The following is a 15,721-nucleotide window of genomic DNA, read 5'->3' on the forward strand; positions in this document are numbered from 1 at the left end:
GGTCGAGCCGAACGTGCTTCTGCTCGACGAGCCCTTCGGCGCACTCGATGCCCAGGTCAGGAAGGAACTCAGGCGCTGGCTGCGCGAGATCCACGACCGCACCGGCCACACCACCATCTTCGTCACCCATGACCAGGAAGAGGCGCTGGAACTTGCCGACCGGGTGGTGGTGATGAGCAAGGGCACGATCGAACAGGTCGGCACCCCCGACGAGATCTACGACCATCCGGTGTCGCCGTTCGTCTACGGCTTCATCGGCCAGTCGAACGCGCTTGCCGTCACCCTTGCCAACGGCGAGATCTGGTTCGAGGACCGGCCGATCGGCCTCAGAGCCCCGACCGAGCCCGACGGCCCGGCCACCCTCTACTTCCGCCCGCACGACATCGAGCTGATCGATGGCTGCGGCGGCTGTCTCGCCGGCCTGGTCACCGCCAGCCGCCGCGTCGCCGGTACCCGCCATCTCGAACTCGACCTCGGCCGCAACCATCCGCATGCCGAAATCGAACTGCCGCCCGAACGCACCACAACACAGGACCGCGCAAGGGTCGCATTCCGCCCGACAAAGTGGAAGTTGTTCAGGGAGGGGCAGCCCGTCGCGAAGTCGAAACGGGACGAAGCCGCCACCGAAAAACCGCGACTGGTCGCGCAAGCCTGACCTTGCAAGAGCGCCAGCCCTAGCCGGCGCTCTTTGGATCAATGATTACCGCCCGCGTCGTGTTCTAGGAAGGGACGGGCAGCGACAACGGCGCCAAGTCGCGCATTGGCCGCTTCTTGGGATCATTCTCAGGCGCCTTGCGGCACGCGTAATTCTGCGCGTCCTGTAGCAGCGCCACGGCTCCGTCGTAGTCGATTTTGGTCGCGCGCCCATGGCGCACGACGCATTGTCCATCGACATAGACTTCCTCGATAGCGCGCTCTGCCGCGCAATGCAGCAGATTGCGCAAGGGGTCGTAAACCGGCTGCATCGCGTGGTGTTTCAGGTCAACGATGAGAAAGTCGGCTTTTGCGCCGACGGCAATCCGGCCGATATCGTCACGGCCAAGCGCGCGGGCGCCCGCAAGCGTTGCCGTATCGAGAATATCCGCGGTCGATACGTCGAACACGGATTTGCCCGAAAGCCTCGCACAGATCATCGCCTGGCGCATTTCTTCAAGCATGTTGAAGGGATAGCTGTCAGTCCCGAGGGCGACGTTGACGCCGGCGCGGCGATAGCGCCCGACCGATTCCAGCGCCATGCCGCTGCGCGAGAACGTCACCGGGCAATGGGCGACCGTCGTGCGCCGCTCTGCCAGCAGGCCGAGATCGATATCGGTGCGCTGGCGCGTCCAGGAATGGCTGTCGAGGAAGATGCAATGGCCAAGGATCAGGTTGTCGCCGAGGATCCCCAGGCTTTCCAGATACTGCACCGCGGTCAGGCCAGTCCGGCGCAGCATTTCCTCATGTTCCGCCATGGTCTGGGCGGAGTGGATGGTGATCGGCATGCCGCGCTTGCGCGCCTCTGCGGCCGCGTCTTGCAGCAATTCGGCCGAGCAGGTCTCGATCTGCGATGGCGCCACCACCCCGCCAAGGCGTCCGGAGGGATGGGCTGCGGCAGTGTCGAGGACATCAAGCGCCCGGGCGAAAGCCTCGCGGCCTCGAGCCTTGTCCCAGATGAAATCAAGGCGATGGCTGTCTTCGACATGCCATTGCGCTTCGCGGAAGCCTGGAGCGACGAAGGCGCGAGCACCGCTTCGCGCCAAGGTCGGCAGCCAGCTTTCATGCGGCCCGGCAATGTCCAGCAGCGTGGTGACGCCGCTACGCATGAGGTCGCCGAGCATCACGGTCAACGACGCCTCGATCGCGCCATCGTCGATTTCCAGCAGGTTGGAATACTCGTAGAGGGCGTTGCCCCAAAGTGCTGCCGTACCCGCGTCTTCGAAGATGCCCTTGGAGATCGGTTCCTCGCCGGAGTGGCAATGCACATTGACGAAACCCGGCATCACCATCCGGTCGGCACCGGAGGTTTCGCTGGCAAAGGCGCCGTCATAATGTCCTCCGACATGGACGAAACCGGTATCGTCATAGGCGACGTCGACGTCGTTGAGATAGACATGGCTTTTCGTCTCGGTGTCGAAGCCGACAACCGTATGCGCCCTGCGGATGACGTGAATATTGCTAGTCATGCGTGGTCCTGAAATATTGCTCGAGGAAACGGCTATAAGCGCCCATTAATGCGCTGAAAAAGAAGTAAACGACCGCAGCAAAGACGTAGCCTTCGAGCACGGCGATGCCCTGCCATTGCGGATCGCGCATGGCGGTGCGCACGGTATCGAGAAAATCGAGCAGGCCGACAATCGTCACCAGGGTCGTATCCTGGAAAAAGCCGATGAACAGACCGACGAGCGGCGGGATAACCTTCTTCAGGGCTTGCGGCAGCACGATCTTGCGCATGATCTGCCAATAGTGCAGCCCGAGCGAATGGCCCGCCTCGATCTGCCCCTTGGGAACGGCCTGCAATCCGCCGCGGACGATTTCGGCGATGTAGGCGGCGGCAAAGAGAATGATCGCCACCTGGGCCCGCAGTAGTTTGTCGATGGTGACACCATCGGGCATGAACAGCGGCAGCATGACGGTCGCCATGAACAGGATGCTGATCAGCGGTACGCCGCGGACGATTTCGATGAAGCCGACGCCGAGAATGCGGATCGCCGGCAGGCTCGAAGCACGCGCAAGCGCAAGTGCAATGCCGAGCGGCAAGGCGCAGGCGAGCCCGACGAAGGAAAGCATGAACGACAGCGGCAGGCCGCCCCACTGGGTGGTCGGCACGACGGTCAACCCGAACAGGCCACCGGCCATCAGCGCGTAAAGCGTCGGCAGGATCACCACGATCCATGTGACCGCAAGCGCCCGGCCCCAAGTGCGCGGCACCATCGACACGCCGCAAGCGCCGAGAAACAGCAGCATCGCCGTGAGCGGTCGCCACTGCTCGTCGAAGGGATAGAAGCCGAAGAAGACATAGCGCAGCTTGGTCGACAGGAACGGCCAGCAGGCGCCGCTTGAAACCTTGCACTCCGCCGGCGTGCCGGAAAAGATCGCGTCGACGAACAGCCAACCGATCGCGAGCTTGGCAAGGCCGAAGATCGTGCCGAGGCAAAGGATGGTGATCAGTGCGTTGCCCGGCGTTCCGAAATAGGCGGAAAGCCAGGTACGGTTGCGCACCATCGGGCGGGCGGCGGGCGCCATCAGGATCGGGTCGGCAACGAAGCCTTCGAACTGGGCCATGGCTCAGCGCTCCCTCAGCGCAACGCGCGCGTTGTACCAGTTCATCACCAGCGAGATCAGGATGGACAGGCCGAGATAGACGGCCATGAAGATGGCAATGGCTTCGATGGCCTGGCCGGTCTGGTTCATGATGGTGTTGGAAACCATCACCAGATCCGGATAGCCGATGGCAATCGCGAGCGAGCTGTTCTTGAAGACCGTGAGATAGGTGTTGGTCAACGGCGGCACGATAATACGCAGCGCCTGCGGCAGGATGACGAGTTTCAGCGTGCGCGAGCGCGGCAGGCCGAGGGCCGTCGCGGCCTCCCATTGTCCCTTGCTGACGGCTTGAATGCCGGCGCGCACGATCTCGGCGACATTTGCCGAAGCGCTCAACGTCAGGCCGATCAGCAGTGCCACGAATTCCGGGCGCACGTGATAGCCGCCGGTCAGGCGGAACCGGCCGAGTTCGGGGACATCCATCGAGACCGAGATGTCGGCGAACAGCAGTGTTGCCGCCAGCGGCAGCAGGAAGGCAAGCGCCGCTATGGTGGCAACGGGCATCTGCTTGCCCGTGGCAATCCGACGACGCGCAAGGACGCGCTCGATCGCAACAGCGGCAGCGGCGCCGACGAACAGGGCGATGAGGAGCGATTCAAAGCCGCTCGCCCATCGCATGGCCGGCATGACCAGACCGCTATTTGACAGGAACACGCCCGGCAGCATCTCGATCGCCTGCTTTACCGGCGGGAAAACGGAGATGATCAGCGAATACCAGAGCAGCAGATAGAGGAGCAGCGGCACATTGCGCAGCGCTTCGACATAGGCAAGCATCAGGCGCGACAGGACCGGATTGTGCGACAGCCTGCCGATGCCGACGAGCACACCGAGGATCGTACCGAAGAAGACGGCGAGTGCCGAAACCTTCACGGTATTGGCGATGCCGACAAGGATGGCACGGCCGAATGTGTCGGTCGGCTCGTAGGCGATCGCAGTCTCGGTGATGACGAAACCTGCCTGACGCGCCAGGAAGCCGAAGCCGGTGGCAATATCCTGCTTGGCAAGGTTGGCGCTCGCGGTGCTGAACATCGCCCAGGCGACGAAGACAACAGCGCCGATCGCGATCGTTTGATAGAGGAAGGCGCGGATGCGCGCGTCATAAAACAGGGACATGGCGACACGTCTGCCGGGCAAAGGGGAACGTCGAAGACGAAAAAGGCCCGCGCCAGGGCGCGGGCCGACGAATATCAACGGAACGGCGGTGCGTAGAGCAGACCGCCCTCGCTCCAACGGGTGTTCGGCCCACGGGTCAGGCCAAGCGCGGTCTTGGTGCCGAGGTTGCGCTCGAACACTTCGCCGTAATTGCCGACGCCCTTGACGATGTTGTAGCCCCACTTGTTGTCGAGGTTGAGCATCTTGCCGAGCTCTTCGTTGACACCGAGCATGCGCTGGATTTCCGGATCCTCGCTCTTCGTCATTTCGTCGACATTGGCCTGGGTGATGCCGCGCTCTTCGGCCGCCATCAGCATCCAGACGGACCAGGAAACGATATCGCGCCAGTTGGAATCGTTCTGCCGGACCGACGGAGCGAGCGGCTCCTTGGAGATGGTCTCGGGAAGGACGACATAGTCGTCCGGATTGTTGGCAACCGCACGGATCGACGCCAGGTCAGACCGGTCGGACGAGATCGCCTCGCAACGGCCCGAGAAGAAGGCGTTGCGGTTTTCATCCGGGCTTTCGAAAACAACCAGTTCGAACTTGCCGCCGATCGTGCGGAAGAAATCGCTGAGGTTCTGGGCCGTCGTCGTGCCGGGCAGTGTGCAGATCGCTGCGTCCGTCAGCTCCTTGGCGCTGTTGACACCGAGCGACTTCGGCACCATCAACCCCTGGCCGTCATAGAATACCGTCGGGCCGAAATCGAGACCGAGCGAGACTTCGCGCGAGAAGGTATGGGTGGTCTGGCGCGACAGCATGTCGATTTCGCCTGACTGCAGAGCCTGGAACCGGGTGTTGATGTTCGTCAGAACGAAATCGACTTTTTCCGGGTCGCCGAAAACAGCCGACGCAACGGCACGGCACACGTCCACATCGAAACCCTGCATGTGGCCCTTGGCGTCAGCCGTCGCAAACCCGGGCGTGCTCATCGAGACACCGCAGATCAGCTTGCCGCGCGCCTTGACTGTCTCAAGCGTGGTGGCGGCGCTGGCGGTGAACGCCGTGAGGCCGACCACGATGCCTGCTGCGGTGGCGCAAAGTTGCAGAATTCTTTTCTTCATTTTCCCCTCCCGTTGACTTCGACAATCTCCGCCTCTGCGGGTCATGCGATCCACGTCGCATGCCTCCTCCCGCCTAGGCACACAGCGGATCAACCCGCCGTGTCACCAATTGCATACGATAGCCGGATACGAATGGCAACATTATTGTATACAATATTGACGCGTATAGTTTGGAGACACTATCGAGGTTATGGGGCATGTATTGCAGACCCGCCCGGCTTGCTTGGGGGGACAGCGTTGTCTGAGAGATCAAGTCGCAGCGAGTCCGTCTATCGGTTGTTGCGCAGGCCGTCCTGGAGCACGCGCTGAAGCCCTGCACCAAGCAATCCGAAGACACGATCGCCGATCATTTCAAGGTCAGTCGCACCAGCGTTCGCGGTGCATTCGTGCGCCTGAATGCCGAAGGTTTCGTCGATCTCAGTGCCGACAGGAGTGCGTGTGTCTCCGACCGCGGCCGCTCTCCATCCGCCTTGCCGGCGAATATCACATCCTGCTTGCCGAACTGACGGGACCCCGGCGCAGACACGGTTCGTGCGTGAGGTGGTCTCACGCTGCTTGTTGATCTTAGCCCGCTTCGCGCGTCTGCGACGGATGGACTGAAGGATTAAGGCAGAGCCGAATACGACGTTGTGTTCATCATCTGCGGCATGAACTGTCGTCGGGTGAGAATCTCAGACGTCTCTTCTCCCACACTATCCTGCAACGTTGCCGGTATGCCGGGCGCGTCTTGCGAGGGAGGGAGTAAGCGATGCCAACAGAACTGGAATACATGAGCCGACAGGTTGCAGCGGGCCGCCTGTCACGACGGGAATTTTTGGGGAGGGCAGCGGCGCTCGGGGTGACGATCGCGTCTGCGCAGACATTGCTTGGCAGTGCCGCCCGTGCGGCGGGGCCAGTCAAGGGCGGGACGCTGCGGGCGGGCCTGGTCGGCGGCGAATCGACCAACAGCCTCGACCCTGCGACATGGGCGAGCCAGGTGCCATACACGCTCGGTCGCTGCTGGGGCGAGCAACTGCTGGAAGTCGCACCGACCGGCGAGATCGAGTACCGCCTGGCCGAGTCCTACGAGGCCTCCAGCGACGCAAAAACCTGGAGCTTCAAGATCCGCAAGGACGTCACCTTCCACAATGGCAAGCCTTTGACGCCGGCTGACGTGGTGGCAACGCTCGAGCGCCACGGCGATGCAGACTCGAAATCGGCGGCCCTGCCCTTTGTGCAGGAGTTCGAGACGATCAAGGCTGACGGCGACAATGTCGTGATCACCTTGCGGCAGCCCAATGCGGACATGCCCTATATCGTCAGCGACTACCACCTGATGATCCAGCCGAACGGCGGCAAGGACGATCCGACCGCCGGCATTGGCACCGGTCCTTACAAGGTTGTCGTGAACGAGGCGGGCGTAAAACACGTCGCTGAGCGCCACGAAGGCTATTGGGGATCGGCCGAACGCGGTCATGCCGACCAGATCGAAATCGTCGTCATCAACGATTCGACCGCGCGCACCGCGGCGCTGCAAAGCGGCCAGATGCATATGATCAACCGCATCGAGCCGAAGCTTGTCGAACTGATCAAGCGCCTTCCCGGCGTGGTCATCCGAAATGTGCCGGGCAAGGGGCATTACGTGTTCATTGCCCATTGCAACACCGCGCCGTTCGACAACAACGACCTGCGGCTGGCGTTGAAATATGCCGTCGACCGCGAGGAGATGGTGGCAAAGGTTCTCGGCGGTTATGGCACCGTCGGCAACGATACGCCGATGATCAATGGCTATCCGCTCTTCGACAACGACATCGAGCAGCGTGTCTTCGACCCTGACAAGGCGAAGTTCCACTACAAGAAATCCGGCCACGACGGCTCCGTGCTGCTGCGCACGTCCGACGTCGCCTTCCCCGGCGCCGTCGATGCCGCCCAGCTTTTCCAGATGAGCGCTGCCAAATGCGGCATCACCATCGACCTGAAGCGCGAACCGGGCGACGGCTACTGGTCGGATGTCTGGAACAAGCAGCCTTTCAGCATGTCCTATTGGACCGGCCGACCGACGCAGGATCAGGTCTATTCGATTGCCTATCTGTCGAAGGCCGAATGGAACGACACGCGTTTCCAGCGCGATGACTTCGACAAGTTGATCTTCGCCGCCCGCGGCGAACTCGACGAGGCCAAGCGCAAGGCGATCTATCGCCAGGCCGCAATGATGCTGCGCGACGAAGGCGGCGTCATCGTGCCGATGTTCAACAACTATATCGACGCCACCAACGACAAGGTCGGCGGGTGGGTCGACGATCCGAACGGCGAACTGATGGGCGGCCATGCCTTGACGAAGTGCTGGGTCACGGCCTGAACCAAGAGACGGCCGGAGGCCCTGATCAGGCTCTCCGGCTTTCATCAACGTCGCGAGCCGGCACCGCCATGGCGGCCCGCGTCTTTCAAGGGCAGCGCTTAGCGCATTTCCAGGAAAGTGCGATGCCGCTTTCCGTCAGGAAATGCGTAAAAACAAACAGATAGAGCGTTTGTCCGGTTCCGTCTAAATCGGAAACGCTCTAGCGACGGTGGCGCAGCGACAGCAGGCCGTCATCGGCAATGCCTGCCTCGATATCATTGTAGCGGGCGAGCGTCAGGTGCGGCGTGTCTGCCGCGGCAGAGTGCGCGCCGGTGATCACGATGACTTCGGCGCCGGCGGCCTTGCCGGCGAGAATTCCGGCCGGAGCATCTTCGAAAACGATGCAGTCTTCCGGCCGCACGCCAAGTTTTTCGGCGGCCAAAAGATAGCCCTCGGGATGGGGCTTGCCGACCGACACGTCTTCGCCGGTGATCATCAGCTTCGGCGTGGGAATACCTGCGGCCGCGAGGCGACGAACGGCAAGGTCGAGCGGCGCCGATGTGACGATCGCCCACTTCTCCGGCGGCAGTGAATTGAGGAAGGCGACAGCGCCCTCGATCTCGATGATGCCTTCGACGTCGGCGATTTCGGCGAGCGCGAGTTCGTGCGCCTCATGCTCCGGATCAACGCCCGGCAGTTCGAGCGTGCGGATCGTATCCACGGCGCGAACGCCATGTACCGTTTTCATCATTTCGACGGGGTCGAGCCCGTTCCGGACAGCCCAGGCGCCCCAGACGCGTTCGACGACGGCCATCGAGTTGAGCAGCGTGCCATCCATATCGAACAGGAGAGCGGCGAAGTTCTTGGCAAAGAGAGATGAAGGCGCGGTATCCAACGGTGATCCCCTGAAGCTGCAATGATGGGCGAGAAAGCCCGCCCGACAGTCCCGGCACACCTACAGCCTGGAGATCAGGGGCACAACGCAATTCGGTGTGCCCGTGATCATCTTCGGCAACGGTGAGTTACGAATGGTCAGCGCCACGCCCGGTGCTCAGAAAACCGATCGGGCCACCCGGAACGTCATCGTCAAAAATCGCGCAGGACAGACTGCCGCCAAACACGGCAGCCGAATCCACATTGGTCCGGTTGCCGACGGTGCGTGGATTGGAGCGGCTCGGCGTGTGGCCATGGCAAAGGTGTTTGCCCCAATAATCGCCGGAGTGATTGTCGGGCCGCCTGATCCACAGGAAGATTTCCTCGCCCTGGCGCTCCAGCGGCATGGTTTCATCGACGCCCGCATGGACGAAGATGCGAAACGGTTCGACGATAATGGAGGGAAGCTGCATCAGCCACTTCAAATGCGCTGCGGGAATAGTGTGATGGTAGGATGCCAGTGTCTCTTTGCCGCCGTTAAGCAGCCACCAGTCGACATCGCTCTCGCCGCTGCGTGCGCCGAGCAGCATTTCCTCGTGATTGCCCTTGAGCGTCAGCCAGGACCAGCCCTGCTTCTGCGGCCCTGCCATGATCAATTCAATCACGCCTCGGCTATCCGGGCCGCGGTCGATCAGGTCACCAAGAAAGATCACCCTGCCCTCGGGCGCATAGGTTTCGATCTGCCTCAGGAGCGCTTGAAGCTCGGTCAGACAGCCGTGGATATCGCCGACGGCAAAGGTCAGATGCTGCGCGCTCATGCGCCAGTCCTCCGGTACTCGACGAAAGGGTTGACGCCGCAACGGATGTTCGGCGCTTGGATGCGAGCGCCGATAGACTGCATGGATGGCAGAAACACGGCAAGGCCAGCGATGATCAAGCCGAAAAAGCAGCCAAGGCGCCGGTCAAGGATGGTGCGCCATCTTGGGCTCGATTTGAACCACTGAGAACCCACTGATTAACGGCGGGAGTTTCCCTTGGCAATCGCCGAGCTGGCAATGGAGACCGGATCGCTTGCCGGGAAGGTATCTTCGAGACCTTCGTCGAGTTGTTCTTCCATGGTTTTACGGTCATGTGCAGTCCGCGCATTGGGGATCGGGCGCAGCGCGGCGGCACTTGCGCGCGGATCTGGCGTATCCTGCAATTTTTCATCGGCTCCGAGCGCGGCGGACAGAATGTCCTTTGCCCTCGGCACCGCATTCAACCTGTTCAGCGATCCTTCCGCATCCTGCGGACATGTCACCGTGACGACCTCGCCCTCGGCGCCAACGAACTCGACCGTCAAGCCCGCCTTGCCGGCGCGTTCAGCGGAAACCTGTATTCCGACGACCTGCATCAGTCTCTCCCTCTGCGAAAGCATGGATCGCCGGCGCCGATTGGCGCTGGCGTCTTTGCCACCCTTCGTTTGCATTGCCGCACTGTGGTGCGAACGAGTGTCCATTCAGGGAAGTGCGCAGATGGTTGCTTTGTTCCACCGGTCGATCAGATTTGTACCGGATCCGCGGTCGGACCGATCGTTTAGAGCGCCTTCGCACCCGGCATGATCGTTGCCGGGACAATCGGCGCCGGCAGGTCTTTTGCCGTATCGGCGGCCTGGAAGGCGGAACCATTCGATTTGCCGGGCGGATCCTGCCGGGTGCAGTTGGCGAAGGCATCAAGCTCGCGATTGTAGACCTTCGTCTCGACATCCATCATGCCAAGCACGGTGTGAAACAGGTTATCGTGCGATTTCGGCTGATCCGTCTCCTTGGCAAGGCAGCTTGTGTCGACGCCCATTGCCGCCTGATACGGTTTCGAGAACCATGTGACGAAGGGAACCTGAGTTTGCTCGCGCGGCGCGATCGCATAGGGCGCGCCGTGCAGATAGATACCGTTCTCGCCAAGGGATTCGCCGTGGTCGGACATGTAGATCATCGCGCCAGAGATGTCGTTCTGATGCTTCTCCAAGAGGCGGGAAACGCTTGCCAGCACATGGTCCGTGTAGAGGATGCTATTGTCGTAGGCGTTGGTGATTTCTTCGACTGAGCATTTCATCAGCTCAGCTGTGCGGCAATCCGGTTTGAACTTCCGGAACTTTTCCGGATAACGCAGATAGTAGGATGGGCCATGGCTGCCGAGCTGGTGCAGCACGATAACGCTGTTCGACTTGGTCGCCGTCAGCTTCTTGTCCAGTTCGCCGAGGAAAATCTCGTCAAGGCATTCGCCATTGTTGCACAGCGGGCTGTTCTTCTGGTTCGTCATGCTGGCGAAGCTGATGAGGTCGGCAATGCCCTTGCTGCCGGTATTATTGTCCCACCAGGACACAGAAACGCCGGCGCGGGTCAGAACGTTCACGAGGTTTTCGGTCGAGCGGGCCTTCCACTCCGTATACTCGTTGCGCGGATAGACCGAGAACATGCAGGGAAGCGAGATCGCCGTTGCCGTGCCGCAGCTCGTCGTGTCGGTATAGTTGATCGCGCCGAGAGATTTGAGCTCCGGATTGGTTTCCCTGCCATAACCGTTGAGCGAGAAGTTCATCGCCCTGGCGGTTTCACCGGCAACGACGACCACGACAACCGGCTTGCCCGCCGCGGCGACACGCGCACCCTGCCGGGCGTCAGTGCCTAACGGCTGCACGGCAATATTGCGCTCCTTATAGGTCGAGGATGCGTATTTTAACGCAGCGGAAACCGGCCCGGTGGGATTGAAGCGCTTCATCAGATCCTTGTGCTCGCGAATGACATAGGCAACGCTTGCAAAATCCGAATAGATCAGCCCGCCGCTGACGAGCACGCAGGGAATGACAATGGCAAGAGTGGTTGCTGTCTTGGGCAGGACCCGCTGGTGGCGTACCTTGACCCAGACCACGAACAGTGAAGGAACGACAGCATAGAGAAACAGATGCAGCACCAAGCTGCCGGTCAACAGATGGCTCGCCTCGGCCTGCGTCGTCACGGCAGCGTTGCCGATCATGTCCTTGTCGATGATTACTCCGAAGTAATCGATGAAATAGGCAGCCGCCGCGGAAGCGACTATGAGAAAGATCAACACCGGCTTCATGATGTACTTGGCCGACACCAGCATCATACCCGCGAAGGTTGCGAGCGTCATTGCGGCGCCGAAGGACAAAAGCGACAGTCGCGAGTGATCGAAGTAGATCGCAGCGTGCGTCCAGAAGGAATTGTTGGTGATAGCGAGCAAATAAACGCTGACGATTGCACTGAGCGTAATGCTGCCGAGCTCTGGCCGGCGGATTTTCGTGACCATCAAAACAGTCTTCTCCTGCTGCGACTGCCGGGCCGATTTTGCTTTACGGCCGATGCTGTCGCGGGCATCCAGTAGAGGCGGAGGCCACGTCATGCGGGCTCGCCGGTTCGACTACAGCCTGCCCCTGCTCTGTCGAGATACGCCCCATAAGCTGTCGAAACCCCGTCAAGATTGCTCATTACCTCTGCGGCACCCGCTTTGGTTGGCGTGCGCGGGGGAGTTGGCAGCCCTTGAGAAAGCCCATATGGTCGAACGAAGAATGGTCATGCCGAGACGACTCGATGCGCCTGCTCCTGGTTGAAGACAGTCCGCGACTGGTAGAACTGGTCGGAGAGACCATGCGCGATGCGGGCTGGCGGCTCGACGCCGTTTCGAGCGTTTCGGACGCTGAAGCGGCAATCGCGGCTCAGGAACACGACCTGATTCTGCTTGACCTCGGCCTGCCGGATGGCGACGGCCTGACACTGCTGCGCCGCGTTCGCCAGGAATATCCGGGGCTGCCCGTCTTGATCATCACGGCGCGAGGATCGGTCGATGAGCGCATTGCCGGACTGGATGCCGGCGCCGACGACTATCTGGTCAAGCCCTTTCATCACCGGGAGCTCTTGTCGCGTTGCCGAGCGATGTTGCGGCGCAATCCGCAAGCGGTGCAGCCGGTTCTCGAGGCAGGCGCCCTACGCTACGACCCTGCAACCGCGGACCTGACATGTGACGGCATTGTTGTACCGCTACCGCCGCGAGAACGCTCGCTGATCGAAATCCTGATGCGCGAGGTCGGCCGGGTCGTTCCGAAGCGCAGGCTGGAAACCGCACTTTCGGAATATGGCCAGGAGATTAGCCCCAATGCGCTGGAGTTGGCCGTTTCCAGGGTGCGCAAACGGCTGCAAGTCTACGAGACCGGCATCCAGATCGAGACCGTACGCGGGATCGGCTATCTGCTCAGGCGGGCCTTATGAAGCACTCGTCGCTGATCGGCATCGTTGCCCGCCGCATCGTGGCGTTCTCGCTACTCGCCATGGCAATCCAGATCGGCGTCGTCTTTGCAGATTACTGGTTCGACGACGACAAGCTCAGCGTTCTCATGCTGCAACAGGAGACGGAGGCTCTTTCGCGTGCCATCCACGTCCGCGACGGCGTTGTAAGTTTCGAACCGGATCGCGAACTGAGGGAACGCTATATCGACCGCCATGATCGCGATGGCTCGATCTTCCTCAGGGTCCGAACGGAGACGGGTACGCCGCTCTATTCAAACTGCACGACGGAATGCGCCGAGCATTTTCTTCCAATGAGCATCGACGCGCCGAATTTTTGGAAACGCGAAATTCAACCAGGCAAACCGTTCAGCGTCGCCGGCGGACAAACCTTCGAGCGTGCCGGGGCGACTGTCCTGGTCGAACTGGCGATCCTGAGGGACCCGAACGGCTTCATGTACGGCGCACTGCTGCACGAGATGTTCGATTCCATGATCGTGCCGATGACCTTGATGTTCTGCCTCGTCATCGGCGCGACGATCTGGTCGATCCGCAGCGCATTGAAACCGGTGGCCATGGCGGCTGCGGCGGCAGATCGGTTGGATCCCCGCGATAGCGGTGCTCGGCTGCCACTCACCCGCATGCCCGAGGAGATCGCTCGCCTGGTCAGTGCCGTCAACCGCATGCTGGCGCGGGTCGCCGACCTGGTCCAATCCCAGAAACTGTTCTCCTCCTCCATAGCGCACGAGATCCGCACCCCCGTTTCGATCGCAAAAATGGAACTCAGCCACATCAACGACCCTCGCGCCCGCAATGCCGAACGTGACCTCGATGCCCTCACGCATATTCTCGAGCAGCTGACCTCGCTTGCCCGGGCCGATGCCGTCGACCCTTCGGCCTATCAATCGGCCAGCCTCTCGCAGATCGGTGCGAGCCTCGCAGAGGCGATCGCGCCATTTGTCTTTGATCACGACAAATCGCTGGAATTCGTCGACGAAGGAACGCCTGCGGTCACGGTTATCCCGGCGCTCGTCGAAAACATGCTGCGCAACCTGATCGAGAACGCGGTCAAGCATAATCCGCCGGGCACCCGCATTGTGCTGACCTGCGGCCCTGGCGCGATCGTCAGCGTCGAGGACAACGGCAAGGGGCTCGTCGATCTTCCGGAACATCACGAAGATCTCGGCTATATCAAGCGTACGGGACAGCTCGGCCTCGGCTTGAAAATCGTCCAGCGCATCAGTGAGCTGCATGCCGCCCCGATCGCCTTCGAGACCGCATCGGATCAAGGCACGAAGATTACCATCGACTTCTCTGCCGCCCGATCGGATGGGTCGCAGACCTGACGACCGATACGCGGGAGGCCGAGGCCCGCGATGCTTCCGACGCAGGCGCCGTGCATATATTTTAATCCGTCGCGTTTTTTTGGATGTGGATTTCCTGCCCAATTCTCCGTCATGTGCTATTGGGCTGGGCAATTAGTCATTCTGCCGCCCGCGAGTTGCCATGTCGAAGGCCAGTGCCTATCTCAAGCGTTTCATCCCATCGCTCGTCCCCGTCAGCCATATGGAGCGGCTGCGCGCGTCGCTTGGCGCGCTTGTCGGCATTCTCCTGACCGGCCTCGTCAGCACTCTGGCACTTGGTGCCGATGCCAATCTGCCCCTGCTGATCGCGCCGATGGGCGCTTCCGCGGTCCTGCTGTTCGCCGCGCCGTCCAGTCCGTTGGCGCAGCCCTGGTCCATCCTCGGCGGCAACATCGTGTCGTCGCTGATCGGCGTCACCTGCGCGTTTCTCATTCCGGAACCGGTGGTCGCGGCGGCCGTTGCCGTTGGACTTGCGATCGCCATCATGCTGTTGCTCGGCTGCCTTCATCCGCCGAGCGGCGCGGTCGCCCTGACCGCCGTGCTTGGCGGCACATCGATCCATGAGGCCGGCTACTGGTTCGTGCTGTCGCCGGTCGCGATCAATTCCGCGCTCATCCTCGTCGTCGCGCTGTTGTTCAACAACGCCACCGGCCGCCGTTATCCGCACCTAGCGCCCGCCGGCAACACGCACCGCACCGATGACCCGCCGCCGATGCAGCGTCTCGGCATCGTGCCGGAAGATTTGCAGGCGGTGCTGGCGCAATATGGCGAAGTTGTCGATATCAGCCCGGACGAACTCGATGCGCTCATTCATCAGGCGCAGATCCGCGCGTTCAATCGGCGCTCGGGCGAAATCACCTGCGGCGAAGTCATGTCACGCGACGTGGCGACGGCGACGCCGGAAACCTCACTGCGCAAAGCCTGGCAGACATTGCTCGAGCACGACATCAAGGCCCTGCCGGTGGTCACGGAAAAAGAAGGCCTCGTCGGCATCGTCACCCAGACCGACTTCATCAAGCATACGATGCTGGCACAGCACGGCGGCCTCAGGCAGCGCCTCGGCAACGTCATCGGATTCGGCCCGAAGCCACCACGGCTGGTTTCCGAGATCATGACGCGTCGCGTCCAATCGGCACTGCCGGAAACGATGATCGCCAAGCTCGTCCCGCCGATGGCTGACATGGGCCTGCACCACATGCCTGTTGTCGACGCCGACAACCGATTGGTCGGCATCATCACGCAATCCGATCTGATCGCCGCCCTTTTCCAGCGAAGGCTGGAAAATGACGAGCGCGACGTCGCGTAGTCTCGCACTTTAGCGTTGGGCCTTTCGAGGGCGACACTGCCAAGCCATCTTCTAGAAAAATGGCGCGCGAT

General features: G+C 61.4%; 13 protein-coding genes. 5 read left to right on the forward strand and 8 right to left on the reverse strand.

Translation table 11 applies throughout. The annotated features are described in order from the left end of the window. The coding region (locus ASD52_RS35005) for a TOBE-like domain-containing protein (RefSeq protein WP_200954115.1) at positions 1–655 on the forward strand (655 nt) is incomplete at its 5' end. 64 nt (positions 656–719) lie between these two features. On the opposite strand, the gene ASD52_RS35010 is transcribed toward ASD52_RS35005, so the two are convergent. The 4 genes from ASD52_RS35010 to ASD52_RS35025 all read right to left on the reverse strand — a co-directional run bounded on the left by ASD52_RS35010 (position 720) and on the right by ASD52_RS35025 (position 5,516). Next, positions 720–2,162, reverse strand: coding sequence for an amidohydrolase family protein (locus ASD52_RS35010; protein ID WP_057211208.1), 1,443 nt, complete (start codon positions 2,160–2,162; stop codon positions 720–722). Next, positions 2,155–3,261 carry an amino acid ABC transporter permease gene (locus tag ASD52_RS35015; RefSeq protein ID WP_198956823.1) on the reverse strand — a complete coding sequence of 369 codons (1,107 nt, stop codon included), beginning with the start codon at positions 3,259–3,261 and terminating at the stop codon, positions 2,155–2,157. Before ASD52_RS35015 ends, ASD52_RS35010 begins: the two co-directional genes overlap by 8 nt. Before the next feature lie 3 nt (positions 3,262–3,264). After that, a complete protein-coding gene (locus ASD52_RS35020) occupies positions 3,265–4,413 on the reverse strand; it encodes an ABC transporter permease subunit (protein WP_057226601.1) in 1,149 nt (382 codons plus the stop codon). 74 nt (positions 4,414–4,487) lie between these two features. Beyond that, the gene (locus ASD52_RS35025) at positions 4,488–5,516 is read right to left on the reverse strand and encodes an amino acid ABC transporter substrate-binding protein (protein WP_057211213.1); all 1,029 of its coding nucleotides are present in this window, start codon (positions 5,514–5,516) and stop codon (positions 4,488–4,490) included. 748 nt (positions 5,517–6,264) lie between these two features. On the opposite strand from ASD52_RS35025, the gene ASD52_RS35030 reads away from it, so the two are divergent. Continuing rightward, positions 6,265–7,854 carry an ABC transporter substrate-binding protein gene (locus ASD52_RS35030; RefSeq protein WP_057211215.1) on the forward strand — a complete coding sequence of 530 codons (1,590 nt, stop codon included), beginning with the start codon at positions 6,265–6,267 and terminating at the stop codon, positions 7,852–7,854. Between the two features lie 199 nt (positions 7,855–8,053). Here the strand turns inward: ASD52_RS35030 and ASD52_RS35035 are convergent, their stop codons facing one another. The 4 genes from ASD52_RS35035 to ASD52_RS35050 form a co-directional block, all read right to left on the reverse strand. Next, positions 8,054–8,728, reverse strand: coding sequence for an HAD family hydrolase (locus ASD52_RS35035; protein ID WP_057211217.1), 675 nt, complete (start codon positions 8,726–8,728; stop codon positions 8,054–8,056). Between the two features lie 127 nt (positions 8,729–8,855). Beyond that, on the reverse strand, positions 8,856–9,524 hold the full coding sequence (locus ASD52_RS35040) for a metallophosphoesterase family protein (protein WP_057226603.1): 669 nt from the start codon (positions 9,522–9,524) through the stop codon (positions 8,856–8,858). Between the two features lie 197 nt (positions 9,525–9,721). Beyond that, positions 9,722–10,099: a hypothetical protein gene (locus ASD52_RS35045; protein ID WP_057226604.1), complete on the reverse strand. Its 378-nt coding sequence runs from the start codon at positions 10,097–10,099 to the stop codon at positions 9,722–9,724. Between the two features lie 182 nt (positions 10,100–10,281). Next, the gene (locus ASD52_RS35050; protein WP_025428705.1) at positions 10,282–12,012 is read right to left on the reverse strand and encodes a phosphoethanolamine--lipid A transferase; all 1,731 of its coding nucleotides are present in this window, start codon (positions 12,010–12,012) and stop codon (positions 10,282–10,284) included. A 278-nt stretch (positions 12,013–12,290) separates the two neighbouring features. On the opposite strand from ASD52_RS35050, the gene ASD52_RS35055 reads away from it, so the two are divergent. The 3 genes from ASD52_RS35055 (at position 12,291) to ASD52_RS35065 (ending at position 15,650) form a co-directional block, all read left to right on the forward strand. Next, positions 12,291–12,965, forward strand: a complete 675-nt coding sequence (locus ASD52_RS35055; RefSeq protein WP_025428704.1) for a response regulator transcription factor — start codon at positions 12,291–12,293, stop codon at positions 12,963–12,965. After that, on the forward strand, positions 12,962–14,326 hold the full coding sequence (locus ASD52_RS35060; protein WP_025428703.1) for a HAMP domain-containing sensor histidine kinase: 1,365 nt from the start codon (positions 12,962–12,964) through the stop codon (positions 14,324–14,326). Before ASD52_RS35055 ends, ASD52_RS35060 begins: the two co-directional genes overlap by 4 nt. A 160-nt stretch (positions 14,327–14,486) precedes the next feature. Further along, positions 14,487–15,650: an HPP family protein gene (locus ASD52_RS35065; protein WP_057226606.1), complete on the forward strand. Its 1,164-nt coding sequence runs from the start codon at positions 14,487–14,489 to the stop codon at positions 15,648–15,650. Positions 15,651–15,721: the final 71 nt, after the last annotated feature.

Origin of the sequence: Ensifer sp. Root142 (assembly GCF_001426785.1) — a bacterium.
GTDB classification, from domain to species: Bacteria; Pseudomonadota; Alphaproteobacteria; order Rhizobiales; family Rhizobiaceae; genus Ensifer; species Ensifer canadensis.